The organism is Microcoleus sp. OTE_8_concoct_300 (assembly GCF_031383065.1).
Taxonomy (GTDB): Bacteria; Cyanobacteriota; Cyanobacteriia; order Cyanobacteriales; family Microcoleaceae; genus Microcoleus.
On the sequence record NZ_JANMZH010000641.1, the window covers coordinates 1 to 4,235 of the forward strand.

8 protein-coding genes are annotated in these 4,235 nt (G+C 41.5%); 3 read left to right on the plus strand and 5 right to left on the minus strand.

The genetic code is table 11. The features are described 5' to 3' along the window. The coding region (locus ACUVJL_RS29040) for a hypothetical protein (RefSeq protein ID WP_445249019.1) at positions 1 to 199 on the plus strand (199 nt) is incomplete at its 5' end. A gap of 246 nt (positions 200 to 445) precedes the next feature. Here ACUVJL_RS29040 and ACUVJL_RS29045 read toward each other — a convergent pair. From ACUVJL_RS29045 to ACUVJL_RS29065, 5 genes are read right to left on the minus strand one after another with little or no spacing between them, the layout of a single operon-like run. Then, positions 446 to 769, minus strand: a complete 324-nt coding sequence (locus ACUVJL_RS29045) for a hypothetical protein (protein ID WP_445249020.1) — start codon at positions 767 to 769, stop codon at positions 446 to 448. Positions 770 to 787: 18 nt separating this feature from the next. Then, entirely contained in the window at positions 788 to 1,213 is a 426-nt protein-coding gene (locus ACUVJL_RS29050; protein ID WP_445249021.1) for a hypothetical protein, read from the minus strand. Further along, the gene (locus ACUVJL_RS29055; protein ID WP_445249022.1) at positions 1,213 to 1,710 is read right to left on the minus strand and encodes a YkgJ family cysteine cluster protein; all 498 of its coding nucleotides are present in this window, start codon (positions 1,708 to 1,710) and stop codon (positions 1,213 to 1,215) included. The genes ACUVJL_RS29050 and ACUVJL_RS29055 overlap by 1 nt, the downstream gene beginning before the upstream one ends. Continuing rightward, positions 1,711 to 1,971 carry a hypothetical protein gene (locus ACUVJL_RS29060; RefSeq protein WP_445249023.1) on the minus strand — a complete coding sequence of 87 codons (261 nt, stop codon included), beginning with the start codon at positions 1,969 to 1,971 and terminating at the stop codon, positions 1,711 to 1,713. 4 nt (positions 1,972 to 1,975) lie between these two features. Continuing rightward, the gene (locus ACUVJL_RS29065; protein WP_445249024.1) at positions 1,976 to 2,593 is read right to left on the minus strand and encodes a hypothetical protein; all 618 of its coding nucleotides are present in this window, start codon (positions 2,591 to 2,593) and stop codon (positions 1,976 to 1,978) included. Between the two features lie 163 nt (positions 2,594 to 2,756). Between ACUVJL_RS29065 and ACUVJL_RS29070 the strand changes: the two genes are divergently transcribed. Both ACUVJL_RS29070 and ACUVJL_RS29075 read left to right on the plus strand, forming a co-directional pair. Continuing rightward, the gene (locus tag ACUVJL_RS29070; protein ID WP_445249025.1) at positions 2,757 to 3,668 is read left to right on the plus strand and encodes a hypothetical protein; all 912 of its coding nucleotides are present in this window, start codon (positions 2,757 to 2,759) and stop codon (positions 3,666 to 3,668) included. Positions 3,669 to 3,869: 201 nt separating this feature from the next. After that, positions 3,870 to 4,235 (plus strand): hypothetical protein (locus ACUVJL_RS29075; RefSeq protein ID WP_445249026.1); only part of this gene is annotated, 366 nt, incomplete at its 3' end.

A 4,235-nucleotide genomic window follows, 5' to 3' on the forward strand; every position in this document is an offset into this window, starting at 1 on the left:
ATATTGCTTCCTTAAGGAGTTTTACCAGCTTCTGTTTGATGGGGTTAGGCAGGAGGGGTTTAAAGGTGACAGCAACGAGCTAGTTGCCTTGCTAGCTGAGGTCACAACCGAGTTTGCTCAATACTGCCAAGAACAGCCCTCAGAGGAAAACGCACTCGAACTGTTTCGGACGTTCTGCAAGAATCACCTCTTCGCTTAAGTCGTTTTTCACAAATAGCCGCCTAACACGGGCGGCTAAGCCAGAAAATATACTTGAATCAACTAACTTCCTTTGGCCCTGGCAGCCAACGCGATTGCAAAACCAAACAACGTGCTGGCCAGGGTAGTCAAATTTACGGGTGCATCACCGTGAACTTTTAAGCCAATGGCTAACGCCGCAAATGTAGCGGCGGTTGCACTGCAACACAAAAAGAACATTAACCCTCGGAACACGTAACGATCTATTTCAAGCATCTTCAATTGTCCATCCCGTGCGTTTGGGTATATTTTCTTCAGGAAAACCCGCTCTATCGTGCAACACTCCATCTCGTATCAAGACACCTTTAATATCCCGAAGGTCGCATTTGATTACACCAATCTCTACAGTCAAATTATCTATATTTTGCTGCTGTTTTCTTCCTGATTCAAAACTATGGGTTCTAATTTCCAACTGAAGCTTTGTTAGCTCAATGCTGTACTTGTGTGTTGCAAACGCAAACGCCCCAGTTGCAGCAGCCCCACCCCCACCAATAACTAAAATAATAATCTCCAATAATTCTTTTATTGTCATTTTAATGTGCGCTCCTTTTTACTGTTGAACTAAATATCTAAGCTTTAAAGTCCAAGAGAAGACTGCTTCTGGCGTGTACATCGCAGCTTTTTTAAAAGTTTGATACCTAAAGCCGGGAACTCTTGTGACAACACTAGAATTTTCGCTTGCAAACTCAACAGGAGTTGGGCATTCTATTATTTGCGCTCCCGGTTTTAAATATATTTTTTTAGAGCGTTGTTCGCTAACATCAAAAACACCGTTTCGGCGATAATAAAAGTTTAACAAGCAATAACTTTTGAATTTACCGTCACTACCTGAGTCCCAAGCATTCCAGTCAAGTCCAAAACTTACTTCAAACAACTTTCCACCTAAAGCTCCCGATGAAAATAACTGCCAATCAGGCAAAGCAGGCAAAGTTCCAAAATTAAACCATCTAGAATCATCCGAAAATATATCAGCCATTACAGAAAAGATTGCCTGTGGACTCTATTGCTTAGCTTCCATCCTCTAACCTCAGCACCGCGAGTGCAATGGAAAGTTTTGCAAGTGTTGGGACGATTTTCGTAAATATTACAAGTTCGGCTTTCTCGATTTAAACATTTACAAAATCCATCAGCGCTTCGCTTCATAGTGATTTCTACTTCACTCTCAGGCGATACATCAACAGGGTAATTAAATTCCAGTAATTCATCAGGTAGTACGGCTGTACCAATCAAAGCACAGCACTGAGCCTGACAATAAGGCAAAGCGTCAATACAGTCACAATCAAACTGAATGTAAACCCCATCAGCTCCTAACTCTAATCTAATTTCCCCTGTTTTTTCACCGTCAGTGTCATAAAACTCTTTAAGAACTGTTTCGTGATTAACTTTAGAAAACTCAACAGACTCTACAGGAAGTTGTTTCGGATTGTATGTTCCGTTAGCTTGCGCTTCTGCCAAATCATTAAGTGTGAGCATTTATTTCAAAATAACTAAAGGAGTGGATTCTAGATTTTCTTCAACTTCATTTAAATAATTGTCAATATCGATATTTAAAAAGTCTGCAAACTCCAGATAATCAGATAATGACATTTTATTCGCCATCAAGTCATTCAATGCAGTCCTTAAGACTGTCACCCGGTGTAATTCTAATTCAAATTCTTCGGGTGACAGGTTAGTTGGAATCCATATCTCAAAACATTCAGATACTGCATTAAGAATTGTTTGTGATTCCAACATTTAATTAAGTTCCTGCTACTGCTTCTCGAGTGGGAGAGGTCCATTCTTCGGGGACGAACGTAACGCTTGTTGCGCCTGCCACTTTAGCCTTATCACCAAGAATCGACATTTGTTCTCGGTATTCGTTTTGAGTCGTTTTTGTGACAACAGCTCCAAATGGTAATGTGTAACTTTTGCCTGCCTTAGATTTGTACGACCTTTTTGTAATTCCTGAAACTTTGGCTGTGGCTACGGCCGCAGCGCCACCATCGGGTACAAAAACTTTCATTTGTGCCGGATAGTAAGTTGAATCAGTTTTGTTGAGAGGATCGATAGTATCATATCCAATTTCAGCTTTACTAATTGCACCCGCGCCACCGCGCCAATCGTTAGAAAATTTGCTAAGGCTTATCCTGTAGCGCTTGTCGGCACTTGTTGCTTTGTCGGCATCGGGTCCCCCAAAAGGGACCGCAGAATAAGTGACAAGTTTTCTAGCGTCTGCTGGAATTTTGCCTGCGTTGCGTTTGTTGACACCCGTTTTAAACTTTAGATAATTGTCGAGCGTACTTCCCGGCGTAGGTGTACCACCCGCTACCTTAAGCGCTCTATTTAAAAATGAAAATTGCTTTTTAGTCCTTGGCATATTGTTTTACCTGCAAAACTCTATATGTAATAATTTAGCACCTATACACTGGTTTTATTACGGTGAATGTCCGCATACAAACCTAATAGGTTTGCACAAACATTACGGTGATTATCGGTGAGCTAGAATATTCTAAAGATAAATATTTTTTGCCTACCAAGCTATGCCTCAAAAATCTACTACCAAGCGCCTTACTCTCGATAAAGATGAGCCGTCATTACTTTTTGCGATTAATGATTTACTATCTACGGGCGGGATTGATTTTGACGAATGGTGGAAAGAATTTTCTAAACCACCTAACAACAAATTAGAAAGAGAAAGCTGGACTAAGCCTAAATTTATCGACATTACGCCAAAAGAAAAAAGTGATATTGGTAGATGGATTAAATACTATCCAGACAAAGAAGATGAAAACACGTTTCACAAACTATCGGGTACTGACCGAGACTTGGTGTATCACATTAACGCAATTGGATACCAGCAAAGCGGTAGCGTTGAAAATATACCAGGGAAAAACAGTAAGCCACCACTTAAAGGATTTCCCTTACTTGAACTTCATTTTATTAGTCCAGAGAAAAAAAAAGGTGTTAAATCGATACGGTGTACGGGTTTTACCGATGACGATTTAATTGCAAAAACTTTTAAACTTGTGCAACCTGTAACACCCGCAGATATTAAGAGATGGGCGCAAAAAATAAAAACTATTTTTGGAGATACTAAATACGTCTGGAAGAAAGGTAAAGAGTGCGTATCTTACACTGGGTTGGCCGCACGATTACAAGGGCTTGAGGGATACGCTTATGTGCAAAACAAGCAAGATGGTATCAATTTATTCACAGCACTGCTTAAGATATTTGACTACGCACCCGACAAGGATGGCTTTAACATAAGCGAGAGTACCTCTACAACCAAGTACACAAAACAGACGAAAGAGATAACCGTAGCGGGGCAAAAAGTGACACCCGACGAACGACGCCCTATTGCTGATTGCGAGTTTGACCATGCGGTGCTTAAACTTCCTTTGCTAAATAAACCTATCCCGTTGGTTAAACGAAACGTGATTTTGTATAAATGAGAGTATTTAAGTGTATTTTGTGGTTTAGCCGCCCATGTTAGGCGGCTAACTGTAAAAAAGGACTGAATATGACCGATTTTGGGACTTGACTTGAAGTGATTTTTAATGCGATCGTCGTAACAATACAACACCCTTACGGCGCGTCAACGCTTTCAGGGTGCATTTGCCTCCAGTTAGCTTACAACTCTTGGCTACTTTATTATGTCACAACAGTCCGCTTGTAATACCCCACGATCGCAATTTTTAACGTACTCGTGGGACGCCCCTTTGGCGCTTCGCTGGTATCGGGATGCCGTGTTTGACGGTATTTCCCACGATAGTGCAGCCGAAGTGCTTTACCCTATCAAACCTACTCAATGGCTGCACTACTATCAAGCTCTTGTGCTACTACCCGAACAGGTAGATGCTTTTTACGGCGTTGAGCCGAAAACTACCGATCGCTTAATTCGTTACTTTGACCCCCAACTGCGGGGGGACGGTATGTTTTGGTGTCCCGAAACACACTTGGCTGATGCAGAACCTGTACTGGGGTTGTGCTGGATAGGCAAACCGAGCCTTAACTTTTTG